This is a genomic window from Pseudomonas sp. 2hn (assembly GCF_019646095.1).
GTDB lineage: Bacteria > Pseudomonadota > Gammaproteobacteria > Pseudomonadales > Pseudomonadaceae > Aquipseudomonas > Aquipseudomonas peradeniyensis.
In genome coordinates this window covers 5,086,415-5,100,000 of sequence record NZ_CP081016.1, presented here as the reverse complement: position 1 = coordinate 5,100,000, position 13,586 = coordinate 5,086,415, and the positions used below count along the sequence as shown (strand labels likewise).

Here is a 13,586-nt window from a genome sequence, read left to right as displayed (position 1 = left end):
GGTGAATACGTTCCCGGGCCTTGTACACACCGCCCGTCACACCATGGGAGTGGGTTGCACCAGAAGTAGCTAGTCTAACCTTCGGGAGGACGGTTACCACGGTGTGATTCATGACTGGGGTGAAGTCGTAACAAGGTAGCCGTAGGGGAACCTGCGGCTGGATCACCTCCTTAATCGAAGACATCAGCCTGCTGATGAGCTCCCACACGAATTGCTTGATTCATATGTGAAGACGATCAAGACCCTATATAGGTCTGTAGCTCAGTTGGTTAGAGCGCACCCCTGATAAGGGTGAGGTCGGCAGTTCAAATCTGCCCAGACCTACCAATATGCGGGGCCATAGCTCAGCTGGGAGAGCGCCTGCCTTGCACGCAGGAGGTCAGCGGTTCGATCCCGCTTGGCTCCACCACTTTCTGTTGTGTCTACTTGATCAGAACTTAGAAATGAGCATTCGTTGATGAATGTTGATTTCTGACTTTTGTCAGATCGTTCTTTAAAAATTCGGATATGTGATAGATAGACTGAATACCAGTTTCACTGCTGGTTATTCAGGCTAAGGTAAAATTTGTGAGTTCTGCTCAGCAATGAGCGAAATGCGAATTTTCGGCGAATGTCGTCTTCACAGTATAACCAGATTGCTTGGGGTTATATGGTCAAGTGAAGAAGCGCATACGGTGGATGCCTTGGCAGTCAGAGGCGATGAAAGACGTGGTAGCCTGCGATAAGCTTTGGGGAGTCGGCAAACAGACTGTGATCCAGAGATCTCTGAATGGGGGAACCCAGCCAGCATAAGCTGGTTATCTTGTACTGAATACATAGGTGCAAGAGGCGAACCAGGGGAACTGAAACATCTAAGTACCCTGAGGAAAAGAAATCAACCGAGATTCCCTTAGTAGTGGCGAGCGAACGGGGACCAGCCCTTAAGCTGGTTTGAGATTAGTGGAACGCTCTGGAAAGTGCGGCCATAGTGGGTGATAGCCCCGTACACGAAAATCTCTTGCCAGTGAAATCGAGTAGGACGGAGCACGAGAAACTTTGTCTGAACATGGGGGGACCATCCTCCAAGGCTAAATACTACTGACTGACCGATAGTGAACCAGTACCGTGAGGGAAAGGCGAAAAGAACCCCGGAGAGGGGAGTGAAATAGAACCTGAAACCGTATGCGTACAAGCAGTGGGAGCCTACTTTGTTAGGTGACTGCGTACCTTTTGTATAATGGGTCAGCGACTTATATTCAGTGGCGAGCTTAACCGAATAGGGGAGGCGTAGCGAAAGCGAGTCTTAATAGGGCGCTTTAGTCGCTGGGTATAGACCCGAAACCGGGCGATCTATCCATGGGCAGGTTGAAGGTTAGGTAACACTGACTGGAGGACCGAACCGACTACCGTTGAAAAGTTAGCGGATGACCTGTGGATCGGAGTGAAAGGCTAATCAAGCTCGGAGATAGCTGGTTCTCCTCGAAAGCTATTTAGGTAGCGCCTCATGTATCACTGTAGGGGGTAGAGCACTGTTTCGGCTAGGGGGTCATCCCGACTTACCAAACCGATGCAAACTCCGAATACCTACAAGTGCCGAGCATGGGAGACACACGGCGGGTGCTAACGTCCGTCGTGAAAAGGGAAACAACCCAGACCGTCAGCTAAGGTCCCAAAGTCATGGTTAAGTGGGAAACGATGTGGGAAGGCTTAGACAGCTAGGAGGTTGGCTTAGAAGCAGCCACCCTTTAAAGAAAGCGTAATAGCTCACTAGTCGAGTCGGCCTGCGCGGAAGATGTAACGGGGCTCAAACCATGCACCGAAGCTACGGGTATCACCTCTGGTGATGCGGTAGAGGAGCGTTCTGTAAGCCTGTGAAGGTGAGTTGAGAAGCTTGCTGGAGGTATCAGAAGTGCGAATGCTGACATGAGTAACGACAATGCGAGTGAAAAACTCGCACGCCGAAAGACCAAGGTTTCCTGCGCAACGTTAATCGACGCAGGGTTAGTCGGTCCCTAAGGCGAGGCTGAAAAGCGTAGTCGATGGAAAACAGGTTAATATTCCTGTACTTCCAGTTATTGCGATGGAGGGACGGAGAAGGCTAGGCCAGCTTGGCGTTGGTTGTCCAAGTTTAAGGTGGTAGGCTGAGATCTTAGGCAAATCCGGGATCTCAAGGCCGAGAGCTGATGACGAGTGCTCTTTAGAGCGCGAAGTGGTTGATGCCATGCTTCCAAGAAAAGCTCCTAAGCTTCAGATAACTGGGAACCGTACCCCAAACCGACACAGGTGGTTAGGTAGAGAATACCAAGGCGCTTGAGAGAACTCGGGTGAAGGAACTAGGCAAAATGGCACCGTAACTTCGGGAGAAGGTGCGCCGGTGAGGGTGAAGCACTTGCTGCGTAAGCCCACGCCGGTCGAAGATACCAGGCCGCTGCGACTGTTTATTAAAAACACAGCACTCTGCAAACACGAAAGTGGACGTATAGGGTGTGACGCCTGCCCGGTGCCGGAAGGTTAATTGATGGGGTTAGCGCAAGCGAAGCTCTTGATCGAAGCCCCGGTAAACGGCGGCCGTAACTATAACGGTCCTAAGGTAGCGAAATTCCTTGTCGGGTAAGTTCCGACCTGCACGAATGGCGTAACGATGGCGGCGCTGTCTCCACCCGAGACTCAGTGAAATTGAAATCGCTGTGAAGATGCAGTGTATCCGCGGCTAGACGGAAAGACCCCGTGAACCTTTACTATAGCTTTGCACTGGACTTTGAGCTTGCTTGTGTAGGATAGGTGGGAGGCTTTGAAGTGGGGACGCCAGTTCTCATGGAGCCATCCTTGAAATACCACCCTGGCAACCTTGAGGTTCTAACTCAGGTCCGTTATCCGGATCGAGGACAGTGTATGGTGGGTAGTTTGACTGGGGCGGTCTCCTCCCAAAGAGTAACGGAGGAGTACGAAGGTGCGCTCAGACCGGTCGGAAATCGGTCGTAGAGTATAAAGGCAAAAGCGCGCTTGACTGCGAGACACACACGTCGAGCAGGTACGAAAGTAGGTCTTAGTGATCCGGTGGTTCTGTATGGAAGGGCCATCGCTCAACGGATAAAAGGTACTCCGGGGATAACAGGCTGATACCGCCCAAGAGTTCATATCGACGGCGGTGTTTGGCACCTCGATGTCGGCTCATCACATCCTGGGGCTGAAGCCGGTCCCAAGGGTATGGCTGTTCGCCATTTAAAGTGGTACGCGAGCTGGGTTTAGAACGTCGTGAGACAGTTCGGTCCCTATCTGCCGTGGACGTTTGAGATTTGAGAGGGGCTGCTCCTAGTACGAGAGGACCGGAGTGGACGAACCTCTGGTGTTCCGGTTGTCACGCCAGTGGCATTGCCGGGTAGCTATGTTCGGAAGAGATAACCGCTGAAAGCATCTAAGCGGGAAACTTGCCTCAAGATGAGATCTCACTGGAGCCTTGAGCTCCCTGAAGGGCCGTCGAAGACTACGACGTTGATAGGTTGGGTGTGTAAGCGCTGTGAGGCGTTGAGCTAACCAATACTAATTGCCCGTGAGGCTTGACCATATAACACCCAAGCAATTTGCAAAGCGCAGATTGCGGTGGTGAAGACGAAAGAACCGAAAGTTCGCAACATCACAAATCGCATATCCGAATTCGCTGGAGTATCCATCTGGATGTTCTGGCAACAGAATTTCTTGACGACCATAGAGCATTGGAACCACCTGATCCCATCCCGAACTCAGCAGTGAAACGATGCATCGCCGATGGTAGTGTGGGGTTTCCCCATGTGAGAGTAGGTCATCGTCAAGATTCATTTCGCAAAACCCCTATCTGCGCGAGCAGGTAGGGGTTTTGTCTTTTCCGCGTAACAGAAACCAACACCGCCCCCTCCTGTAGGAGCGGCCTCGTGCCGCGAAAGGGCCGCAACGCGGCCCCGGCGATATCAGCGTGATGCACAAATCCTGGGTCTGCTACGCAGCCCATTCGCGGCACAAGGCCGCTCCTACAGGGGAGTAGCGTTGTCTGCGGAAAGTGTGACCCGAACACCGATACAGTTCCTCATAATGGCCATCTCCCACAATTCGAGTCGGAACACTAGAATAGAGCCGACGCATCCATTCAGAATGCCTTTATGCCCAACCCTGTCGATCCCGAAGCGCTCGCGCAGATGCCGCTGGACGAGCTCGTGGCCTGCCATGAGTGCGACCTGCTGATGCGCAAGACCACGCTGCAAAATGACGAGAAGGCCCTGTGCCCGCGCTGCGGCTACGAGCTGTATGCCCATCGCCACAACCTGATCAACCGCAGCCTGGCCCTGGTCCTGACCGCGTTGCTGCTGTATGTGCCGGCCAACTTCCTGCCGATCATGCAGTTGCACCTGCTCGGCCAGACCTCCGACGACACCGTCTGGAGCGGTGTGCTTGGCCTGTACAACTCAGAGATGCGCGGCATCGCCGTGGTGGTGTTCCTGTGCAGCATGGCCATCCCATTGCTCAAGCTGCTCTGCCAGTTGATGGTGCTGTTGAGCATCCGCCTGGACTTCGGCCGCAGCTACGGCCTGCTGATCTATCGTATCTATCACCACCTGCGTGAGTGGGGCATGCTCGAGGTCTACTTCATGGGCGTGCTGGTGGCCATCGTCAAGCTGGTCGACCTGGCCGAGCTGAGTATCGGCCTGGGCCTGTTCTGCTTCATCAGCCTGTTGCTGGTGCAGGTGTGGCTCGAGGTGGTCATGTCGCCGCACCAGATCTGGGTGGCCTTGTCGGGGGAGGATGTCCATGCGGGCGATTGATGCAGGCATCCTGGTCTGCAATGAATGTCACGAGCTGAATCGCCAGGAGCCGGACAGCACCTCGCAGGCCTGCACCCGCTGCGGCGCGGTGGTGCATGCCCGGCGCCCCAACAGCATCGTGCGCACCTGGGCGTTGCTGATCACGGCCATGGTGCTCTACATCCCGGCCAATGTGCTGCCGATCATGACCGTCAGCGCCCTCGGCCAGGGCAGCCCGGACACCATCATGTCCGGCGTCATCACCTTGATGAAGCACGGCATGCTGCCGATCGCCGCGGTGGTGTTCATCGCCAGCATCCTGGTGCCGACCTTCAAGCTGGTTGGCATCGCCCTGCTGCTGTACTCGGTGCAGCGCCACCAGCCGCTCTCGGCGCGCCAGCGCATCCTGATGTACCGCTTCATCGAATTCATCGGCCGCTGGTCGATGCTGGACATCTTCGTTATCGCCATCCTGGTGGCGGTGGTGAATTTCGGCCGCATCGCCAGTGTCGAAGCCAACCTGGGCGCCGTCGCCTTCGCCACCGTGGTGATCCTGACGATGCTCGCCGCTTTAACTTTCGATCCCCGACTGATCTGGGACAACACGGAGTCGGATGACGACCATGAGTGATTTGCCTACGGCTAAAACCCGCCCCGCTTCGAACTGGTCGGCCATCTGGATCCTGCCGCTGATTGCCTTGGCGATTGGTGGCTGGCTGGCCTGGAAGGCCTACAGCGATGCCGGTATCGAGATCCAGGTGCGCTTCGAGAGTGGCGAGGGCATCGTCGCCAACAAGACCGAGGTCATCTACAAGGGCATGTCGGTGGGCAAGGTCGTCGCCCTGGTGCTGGATGACAAGGGGGAAAACCGCGGTGTCATCGCCACCATCGAGATGCGCAAGGAGGCAGGACCTCACCTCACCAAGGGCACGCGATTCTGGCTGGTGAAGCCAAGTGTCAGCCTGGCCGGTATTTCGGGGCTGGAAACACTGGTTTCAGGCAACTATATCGCTGTCGATCCGGGGGAGGGCGAGCAGACCAAGCGTTTCACTGCGCTCAAGGAGGCGCCGCCGTTGTCCGATTCCGAGCCGGGCCTGCACCTCACACTCAAGGCCGAGCGCCTGGGCTCGCTCAATCGTGACAGCCCCGTGTTCTACAAGCAGATCCAGGTGGGCCGGGTGAAGAGCTATCGCCTGTCCGAAGACCAGGGCACGGTGGAGATCAAGGTGTTCATCGCCCCGGCCTACGCCAGCCTGGTACGCAAGCACACGCGGTTCTGGAACGCCAGCGGGGTCAGCATCGACGCCGACCTGTCCGGCGTGAAGGTGCGTACCGAGTCGCTGTCGAGCATCGTCGCCGGCGGTATCGCCTTCGCCACGCCGGAAAACCGCAAGGACAGCCCGCCCACCGATCCGAGCCTGCCGTTCCGCCTGTACGAAGACTTCGACGCCGCCCAGGCCGGCATCCGGGTCAAGGTCAAGCTCAGTGACTTCGAGGGGCTGCAGAAGGGGCGCACGCCGGTGCTGTACAAAGGTATCCAGGTGGGAACGCTGAAGGAATTGAAAGTCGAAGGCGATCTCTCCACTGCCATGGCCGAGCTGACCCTCGATCCGCTGGCCGAGGACTACCTGGTCGAAGGCACCCAGTTCTGGGTGGTCAAGCCGTCCATCTCGCTTGCCGGCATCACCGGCCTCGAGGCGTTGGTCAAGGGCAACTACATTGCCGTGCGCCCGGGTGAGCCAGGTGCCAAGCCGCTGCGCGAGTTCGAGGCGCGACCCAAGGCGCCGCCGCTGGACCTGAAGGCGCCGGGCCGGCACATGGTGCTGTTCGCCGATACCCTGGGCTCGCTGGAAGTGGGCAGCCCGGTGATGTATCGCCAGGTGCGCGTGGGTAGCGTGCAGAGCTACCAGTTCGCCCGCAACAGCAAGCGCATCCTGATCGGGGTGCACATCGAGAAGGAATACGAGAACCTGGTCAACGGCTCCTCGCGCTTCTGGAATGCCAGTGGCATCACCCTGACCGGCGGCCTCTCGGGGATCCAGGTCAAGAGCGAGTCGTTGCAGACGCTGATGGCCGGTGGCATCGCCTTCGATACGCCGAAACCGGATGTGCCGCTCAAGCGCCGCATTCCGCGCTTCCGCCTGCATGAAAGCCAGGATGCGGCCAACCGTGCCGGTACCCTGGTCACCATTCGCGTGGAGCGCGCCGAGGGCCTGAAACCGGGCACGCCGATCCGCTTCCGTGGGCTGGATGTTGGCAGTGTCGAGAGTGTCGACCTGACCGCCGACCTGCAGGCCGTGGTGCTGCGTGCACGGATCACCCAGGCGGCCGAGCGCATCGCCCGTGCCGGCACTCAGTTCTGGGTGGTCAAGCCGGCCTTGGGCCTGGTGCGTACCCAGAACCTCGACACGCTGATCGGCGGCCAGTACCTCGAGGTGCTGCCGGCGCTCAAGGACAAGGGGCCGCAGCGTGACTTCATCGCCCTGAGCGATGCGCCGGAAGTGAAAGGCGAAGAGGTCGGCCTGCCGCTGACCCTGAGCGCGGCGCGCCGTGGCTCGATCAAACCGGGCGTGCCGGTGACCTACCGCGAGGTCACGGTGGGCAGGGTCACCGGCTTCGAGCTGGGCCAGACCGCCGACCGGGTACTTATCCACATCCTGATCGAGCCGCGTTACGCCGGGTTGGTGCGCGGCGGCAGCCGCTTCTGGAACAGCAGCGGCTTCGGCTTCGACTGGGGCCTGTTCAAGGGCGCCACGGTGCGCACCGAGTCGGTGGAGACCCTGATCGAGGGCGGCATCGCCTTCGCCACGCCGGACGGCGAGCAGATGGGTAATCCGGCGCGACCGCAGCAGACCTTCGCCTTGTTCGACAAGCCCGAGGATGCCTGGCTGGAGTGGGCACCGAAGATCCAGATCGGCAAGTGATGCATGCCGGGCCGCCCGCCTGGGTGGCCCGGATTTGCGGGAGGGCGCGCGCCAGCCATGAAACCCATTCACCTCACCCTGGTCTGCCACGCCCGCACCGAGGCGCAGCGGGTGGGCCGCTTCGCGCTTGATGACGAGCCGCTGCGTGATCCTTCGGCGCCGCTATCGACAACCGCCCGTTGCCTCAGCGCGCCGGAGTTGCGTGCCCGCCAGACGGCCGAGGGCCTGAGCGCGACTGTCGATGAGGGGCTGCGCGACTGCGACCTGGGCGAGTGGAAGGGGCTGCTTCTCAAACAGCTGGACGAAGACGCCCTCCAGGCCTGGCTGTCCGACCCGCATGCCACGCCGCACGGCGGTGAGTCGATCGCCGCCTTGTGCGAGCGCGTCGCCAGTTGGATGGACAACGCGCTGATGCCTGGCCAGTGGCTCGCCATTACCCACCCCTTTGTCATCCGCGCCGCGATGCTGCATGCGTTGGCTGCGCCCCTGGCGTCCTTCCACCGGATCGATGTGCCACCCCTGGCCGAGGTGCGCTTCAGCCATTGCGGCCAGTGGCGCTTGCAACTGGCCTAACGGCGAATCAACGCCGGTACGGCGCGGACGTAGATCAACTCGCTGACCAGTTCCACCAAGGTCTGGGTAATCACCGCCGCCGCTGCCAGCGCCCGGATCGACTCTGGCAACGCCAGCGCCAAAGGCAGCACCACCAGCGAATTGCGCGTGGCGGCACTGAAGGTCACCGCCCGGGCCTCGCCTGTGGATAACCTCAATAGCCGCGCCGCAAGCAACCCGAGCAGCGGTGCCAGCAGGGCGAAGCCGACATACACCGGCAGCACCGGCAGCAGGTCGTCGAGACGGCTGGCCACCACGCCGATCTGCGAAGCGATCACCAGCACCAGCACCAGTGCCATGGCCGGCACCGGCAGCCAGGCCCAGGCGTCGTTCCACTTCGCGACCAGGGTCGAGCGCCGCGCCCCGGCGCTGCTGGCGACGGCCAGCAACAGCGGCAGTACGATCAATAGCACGAACGCCTCGACAAAGGGTGCCAGCGAGATTTCCACGCTGCCGGCGCCTTCGAGCATCAGCGCCAGGTACAAGGGCAGCAGCGCCAGTTGCACCAGCAACAGCACCGGCGTGGCGGCAAGGGTCAGGCGCGAGTCGCCTTTACCGATATGGGTGAACACCACCACGTAGTCGATGCACGGCGTCAGCAGCACCAGCAAGGCGCCGACCAGCACGGCGGGGTGTTCGACCAGGCCACGAGTGCCCGCCCACACCAACAGCGGCACCAGTACGAAGTTGGCCAGCAGCAGCGCGCCCATGAAACGCCGGTTGCCCAGGCCCGCGCGCAGGTCGAGGAAGGGGATCTGCAGGAACATCGCGTACATCAGCACGGCGATGGCCGGGGTCACCAGCGCCGCTAGTGGCGCGGCGGCGCCCGGTGCCAGCAGGCCGAGGGCGGCGGCCAGCGCCACGGCAACGAAGTAGAAGGGGATCTGGTTGCGTTCGAGTTGATCTCTGTCCACGGTGTCCTGGTATTTCCGACTGATTTGCTGGGTGGGGCAGGGTACTATCTGGCGCAGTCCATAGGGAGTGATTCGATGCGAATTCTAGTGGTCGGTGCAAGCAAGGGATTGGGACGGGCGCTGGTACAGGGCCTGGGTGGCGTGGGTGATACGCTGGTCGGTGTATCGCGCACCCGGCCAGCGGCGTTGCCGGGCGCGGTACGCTGGATCGAGGCCGACCTCGGCCAGCCGCGCCAGGCCGCCGCGATTATCCACGAGGCGGTGGCCGGGGACGGGCTGGATGTGCTGGTCTACAACGTCGGAATCTGGGAGGCGCGGGCCTTCGACGAGGGCTACAGCTTCCTCGACGACGACGAGGCGCAGATCGAGCGCATGGTCGACACCAACATCACTGCGCCGTTGTTGTTGATCAAGCGCCTGCTGCCGGTGCTGCTGCAAAGCGACCGGCCACGAATCATTCTTACCGGTTCGACCTCCGGCCTGCCAGGAAGCGGGCGCCCAGAGGTGACCTTCGGCGCCAGCAAGTTCGGCCTGCGCGGCATTGCCGAGGCGCTGCGCGAAGGCTTCCGCGACCAGGGCCTGGGCGTGAGTTGCCTGAACCTGGGCTACCTGAACACCGAGGACGGCCTGGATGTGCCGCTGGCCCAGGCCGAGCGGCGCGGGGAGGGGACGTTGATCCCCGTGCACGATGTGGTGCAGGTGTGCCGGATGATGCTGAGCCTGTCGTCGTCCAGCTACGTGCGTGACATCACCTTGCCGGCCTTGCGTGACGAGCGCTTCTGAATCCGTGTGACGCCAAAGGGGCACGGTGGCCCCTTTGGCCCAGGCTACCTGGAGCGATCGACTGGGCGGCTCAAAGCGCCCGGTCGGTCTCGTTGGTCTCCAAGGGTTTGCGCAGATCACGCAGACTGCGCGTCACCGTCCCGGTATTGCACTTGGCCGCCGCCTGTTCCGGCGTCATGTCGCGGATGGTGCGGTAGAACAGCTCGCAGGTCTGCTTCTTCTGGGTCACCTGCCACTTGCTGGTGCAGGCCTGCAGGGTGAGCGTGGCGTCGGCCTGCGGGTTGCGACCCATGCCGGCCTGCCAGCAGGCGGCGGAAAGGTCCTGGCCCATCATCTTCAGGCCCGCGGCGTCGGCCTTGTCCTGGTCGCCGTCGTAGCTTTTCGGGTCGGCGGCGTACCAGATCGCGCTTGGGTGGTTGGCGCCGAGCACAGGCACCTTGGCGCTGTCCGGCTCCGGCGCGATGCTGACCAGTCCCAGCACGTTGACCTTCGGTCCGTACTGCTGCTGGATCCACGCGCGCACCGGCGCGCCGAAGGCGACCATCGGCAAGGCGGTCTTGCCGTCGTGGGTGAGGGCCACTTCCTTGACCATTCGCACCTGGTAGTCGTTGAAGTAGCTGTAGACCCCTTCCAGGTCCTTGCCCGCGCTGGCCGGCGCGGCGATCGGGGCGATGTCGACGATGGTCTGGTAGGCCGGGGTCTGGGTGGCCTCGACGCCGTTGAAGGTCAGAAGCTCGGCCCAGCGGTCGGTGGTGTTGGACTTCAGGTAGTCTTGATAGCGGGTCAGCGAGTAGTCCGGCGGGAAGTGCAGCAGCTCGATGCTGCGGCGGTTTTCCAGGGCCATCCCCAGGGGCAGGAACAGGTACCAGCTGTAGTCCCAGCCGCCTTTCTGGTTGAGGCGGGTGGCGCCCTGGTAGGCCAGGTCGCCGCTGTCGAGCAGCTTGCGCAAGGGTTCGCTGTAGCTGGCCGGCACGCCGGTGATGCTGGCGTGCAGCTTGTCGTTGTCGCGGTTCACCGTGACCTTGGCGTTGGCGTAGCCATCGCGCTGCACGCTCTGGGTGAGGTAGTGCTCGACGGTCTGTTCGAGTGTCCAGTCGCGGTAGCAGATCACGTTGCAGTTGTTGGGGTAGGCGAACAACCGCGTGACCCGTTGGGCGTCGCCCAGGTCGATCTGCGCGTCGGCCATGGCCAGGCCGCTGAAGGCGAGGGCGGCCAGGCCCGATACAGCAATCTTGTGCATGCTTAACTCCTTGTCAGTGGCCGCCAGGACGGCGGGCGCGCCCATGGTGGACGAAGAGGAGGGGGAATGAAAAGCGCCAGGACATGGCTATTGGCTAGCGCGTTGATCGGGCTCGGTGCGGTCCAGGCCGATGAACGCGATGTGTGGATGTTCGCCCAGTGGGCCGGGGATCACGAGAACCGCAGGTTTCGTGAAATGTTGGTGGACGCCCGGCTGTATGGCGTGGTGCCGATCCATCAGCTGCTGCGCTCGGCCTCGGACTGGCGCCTGTGCAACGCCTCGCCGTTCGCGGTGCCGCCAGCGAGCCATTGGCCGGCGGTACGCTCGACGCTGGCCTTGATCCAGACCCTCGACCGACAGGGCATCCTGCGTCAGTTCGAAGTGGTGTCGGCCTACCGCGATCCCCGGCTCAATGCCTGTGCCGGCGGCGCGCCAAGCAGCGCGCACATGCGCGCTTTCGCCGTCGACCTGCTGCTGCCGCGCCGGGCCGAGCCGAGCCCGTTGTGCCGCTTCTGGCAGCAGCACGGCCAGGCCTGGAACATGGGGCTGGGCCGTTACCCTTCCGGGCGTATCCATATCGACACGGCCGGCTATCGCACCTGGGGCGGTGATGGCAGTGCCGGTTCGTCGTTCTGCAGCAAGCCCAGGTGAGCCAGGCAGGCCCGGCACTCGTCGCCGACCCACTGCGCGAAACACTGGCGCTTGCTGCCGTCATCCAGCGGCTGCGGGCTAAGCAGGTGGTAGCCGGAGCCATCGCGCAGGAAGCCGTACGGCGCCTGTAGCTGACCGTTGTCCAGTTCGTCACGGACCATCAGCGCCGAGGCGATGGCCATTCCCATGCCCGCGCTGGCGGCCTGGATCGACAGGTAGAAGTGTTCGAAGTCGCTGCGCGCCGTTTGCCGCAAGTCCTGGCCACTCAGGCGCAGCCAGGTGGCCCAGGCGTCGGGGCGGGTGGCGCTGTGCAGCAGGCGCTGGCTTTGGCGATCCGGCGTGGCGACCGGGCCGATCCACTCATCGCAGATCTTCAGGCTGTGCAGCTGGCGGTCCCAGTGGAAGTCATCGCGGCGCAGGGCGAGGTCGATGCCGCCGCGGGCGAAATCCACCGGGCCGCCGGCCGCCACCAGGTGCAGTTGCAGGTCGGGGTGCCGGGCATGGAAGCGCGGCAGGCGCGGGATCAGCCAGCGCATGGCGATGGTTGGCTCGCAGGACACCACCAGCACGTTGTCGTGAGCTTGCTGGTGCAGACGCTGCACGGCGCCCTCCAGTTGCTCGAAGATCGCCTGGGTGGTGGCCTGCAGGTCGCGTCCGGCGCGGGTGAGGAAGATCGCCCGGTTGCGCCGTTCGAACAGTTCCACGCCGAGGCTTTCCTCGAGCAGGCGCACCTGGCGGCTGACGGCGCCGTGGGTGACGTGCAGGTGCTCGGCAGCGCGCACGAAGCTTTCGGTGCGGGCGGCGATGTCGAAGTAGCGAAAGGCGGTGAGGGGAGGCAGTTTCATGTGCTGGCCTGTCCCGGCCCTGTCGCGGGGCAAGCCCGCTCCCACAAGTGCAGCGTGAAGCACGCGTGGGAGCGGGCTTGCCCCGCGATAGGCCGGTCGATTCAATGCAAATAGGTGAGTAAAACTAGCAGATTAGCCTCACTATAAATCGATTTTTACCCGTTCAAGGCAACAGGATAATCCGGTCTTCCGTGAATTTTCATCGAGGATACCTGTTCGTGAACGAGCTCATTGCCGTCGCCCTCTTCACCCTCCTGGCCGTCATCAGCCCCGGCGCCGACTTCGCCATGGTCACCCGCAGCAGTTATGCACAGGGGTGCAAGGCCGGTCTCGCGGCAGCGGTGGGCATCGCCCTGGGCGTGCAAGTGCATGTGCTGTACACCGTGCTTGGCATCGCCGTGATCATCAGCCAGAGCCCGACCCTGTTCCTGGCCATGAAGGTGGTGGGGGCGGGCTATCTGGTGTACCTGGGCTACAAGTCGCTGACCAATACCACGCGTATAAGCCTCGACGGCCTGGCGCACAGCGAGACAAATGTAGCGAGCGCCTTGCGCACGGGCTTTCTGACCAACGCGCTGAACCCCAAGACCATGCTTTTCGTGGTCAGCGCCTACACCCAGGTGGTGCAGCCCGGCAGCCCGCTGGCGCTGGACTTCGCCTATGGCGCGTTCATGTCGTTCGCCCATTGGGTGTGGTTCAGCCTGGTGGCGGTGTTCTTCTCCAATCACCTGCTGCGTCGGGCGATGATCGAGCGCCAGGTGGTGGTCGACCGGGTCATCGGCGTGGCGTTGATCAGCCTGGGGCTGGCCGTGGTGGTGGCAGGCGTGAAGTAGCTTTTTCGCGGGCAAAGAAAAAGGGCTTATCTT

General features: G+C 61.7%; 10 protein-coding genes, 2 tRNA genes and 3 rRNA genes (1 of these 15 cut by a window edge). 12 read left to right on the top strand and 3 right to left on the bottom strand.

The window, feature by feature from the left end; translation table 11 throughout:
• From K2O50_RS23050 to K2O50_RS23010, 9 genes are all read left to right on the top strand, one after another.
• Window positions 1-173 (top strand): 16S ribosomal RNA (locus K2O50_RS23050); it begins 1,364 nt to the left of the window's first position.
• 77 nt (window positions 174-250) lie between these two features.
• Window positions 251-327: transfer RNA gene (locus K2O50_RS23045), tRNA-Ile, on the top strand.
• Window positions 328-333: 6 nt separating this feature from the next.
• Window positions 334-409: transfer RNA gene (locus tag K2O50_RS23040), tRNA-Ala, on the top strand.
• Window positions 410-651: 242 nt separating this feature from the next.
• Window positions 652-3,544: ribosomal RNA gene (locus K2O50_RS23035) — 23S ribosomal RNA — on the top strand.
• 130 nt (window positions 3,545-3,674) lie between these two features.
• Window positions 3,675-3,790 (top strand): 5S ribosomal RNA (rrf, locus tag K2O50_RS23030).
• The 16S, 23S and 5S rRNA genes sit together here with 2 tRNA genes alongside, the layout of an rRNA operon.
• Before the next feature lie 322 nt (window positions 3,791-4,112).
• A complete protein-coding gene (locus tag K2O50_RS23025) occupies window positions 4,113-4,772 on the top strand; it encodes a paraquat-inducible protein A (RefSeq protein WP_050703645.1) in 660 nt (219 codons plus the stop codon).
• Window positions 4,759-5,382 carry a paraquat-inducible protein A gene (locus K2O50_RS23020; protein ID WP_050703646.1) on the top strand — a complete coding sequence of 208 codons (624 nt, stop codon included), beginning with the start codon at window positions 4,759-4,761 and terminating at the stop codon, window positions 5,380-5,382. The genes K2O50_RS23025 and K2O50_RS23020 overlap by 14 nt, the downstream gene beginning before the upstream one ends.
• Complete coding sequence (locus K2O50_RS23015; RefSeq protein WP_050703647.1) at window positions 5,375-7,675, top strand: PqiB family protein; 2,301 nt, start codon at window positions 5,375-5,377, stop codon at window positions 7,673-7,675. Before K2O50_RS23020 ends, K2O50_RS23015 begins: the two co-directional genes overlap by 8 nt.
• Before the next feature lie 57 nt (window positions 7,676-7,732).
• Window positions 7,733-8,248 (top strand): histidine phosphatase family protein, encoded by a 516-nt coding sequence (locus K2O50_RS23010; protein WP_050703648.1) that lies wholly within the window; start codon window positions 7,733-7,735, stop codon window positions 8,246-8,248.
• Here K2O50_RS23010 and K2O50_RS23005 read toward each other — a convergent pair.
• A complete protein-coding gene (locus K2O50_RS23005) occupies window positions 8,245-9,201 on the bottom strand; it encodes an arsenic resistance protein (RefSeq protein ID WP_050703649.1) in 957 nt (318 codons plus the stop codon). The two genes, K2O50_RS23010 and K2O50_RS23005, sit on opposite strands and share 4 nt — an antisense overlap.
• 75 nt (window positions 9,202-9,276) lie before the next feature.
• Here K2O50_RS23005 and K2O50_RS23000 point away from each other — a divergent pair, with 75 nt between their 5' ends.
• Window positions 9,277-9,984, top strand: a complete 708-nt coding sequence (locus tag K2O50_RS23000; protein ID WP_050703650.1) for an SDR family oxidoreductase — start codon at window positions 9,277-9,279, stop codon at window positions 9,982-9,984.
• A gap of 70 nt (window positions 9,985-10,054) precedes the next feature.
• Here K2O50_RS23000 and K2O50_RS22995 read toward each other — a convergent pair whose 3' ends face one another.
• The gene (locus K2O50_RS22995; RefSeq protein WP_050703651.1) at window positions 10,055-11,224 is read right to left on the bottom strand and encodes a hypothetical protein; all 1,170 of its coding nucleotides are present in this window, start codon (window positions 11,222-11,224) and stop codon (window positions 10,055-10,057) included.
• A gap of 66 nt (window positions 11,225-11,290) precedes the next feature.
• Between K2O50_RS22995 and K2O50_RS22990 the strand changes: the two genes are divergently transcribed.
• Window positions 11,291-11,875, top strand: a complete 585-nt coding sequence (locus K2O50_RS22990) for a D-Ala-D-Ala carboxypeptidase family metallohydrolase (protein ID WP_177330816.1) — start codon at window positions 11,291-11,293, stop codon at window positions 11,873-11,875.
• On the opposite strand, the gene K2O50_RS22985 is transcribed toward K2O50_RS22990, so the two are convergent.
• Entirely contained in the window at window positions 11,815-12,720 is a 906-nt protein-coding gene (locus K2O50_RS22985; protein ID WP_050703652.1) for a LysR substrate-binding domain-containing protein, read from the bottom strand. The two genes, K2O50_RS22990 and K2O50_RS22985, sit on opposite strands and share 61 nt — an antisense overlap.
• 218 nt (window positions 12,721-12,938) lie before the next feature.
• Between K2O50_RS22985 and K2O50_RS22980 the strand changes: the two genes are divergently transcribed.
• On the top strand, window positions 12,939-13,553 hold the full coding sequence (locus K2O50_RS22980; RefSeq protein WP_050703653.1) for a LysE family translocator: 615 nt from the start codon (window positions 12,939-12,941) through the stop codon (window positions 13,551-13,553).
• The last annotated feature ends 33 nt before the right edge of the window (window positions 13,554-13,586 follow it).